Here is a 254-nt window from a genome sequence, read left to right as displayed (position 1 = left end):
CAACGGCACTTTTTAAGCCTTGCAGGTCGGTTTGGGTTTGATCTGCATTAAATGCCAGAGGAATAGACTGATAGAAATCATTGCTGACATTGGGCAACGTTTTACTTTGTTTCGCTAAAAAATCATCTTCAATTTGTCTTGGCCATTTTATCGAGTCTAAAATTTTAATGGGTGCTTGGATGCGAATCAATTCATCAGAAAAACGACGAATATCTTGTTGATAACGCAATAAAGAGTCAGACATTGTCTTTTCC

General features: G+C 37.4%; 1 pseudogene. It reads right to left on the bottom strand.

From position 1 onward, the window contains the following. Positions 1-254: pseudogene (locus tag AAEZ03_RS28210) on the bottom strand (hypothetical protein); the annotation flags it as partial.

It is taken from the genome of Pseudomonas sp. HY2-MNA-CIBAN-0224 (genome assembly GCF_040310285.1).
Lineage (GTDB): Bacteria > Pseudomonadota > Gammaproteobacteria > Pseudomonadales > Pseudomonadaceae > Aquipseudomonas > Aquipseudomonas helleri.
This window is presented reverse-complemented; position numbering and strand designations above follow the sequence as displayed.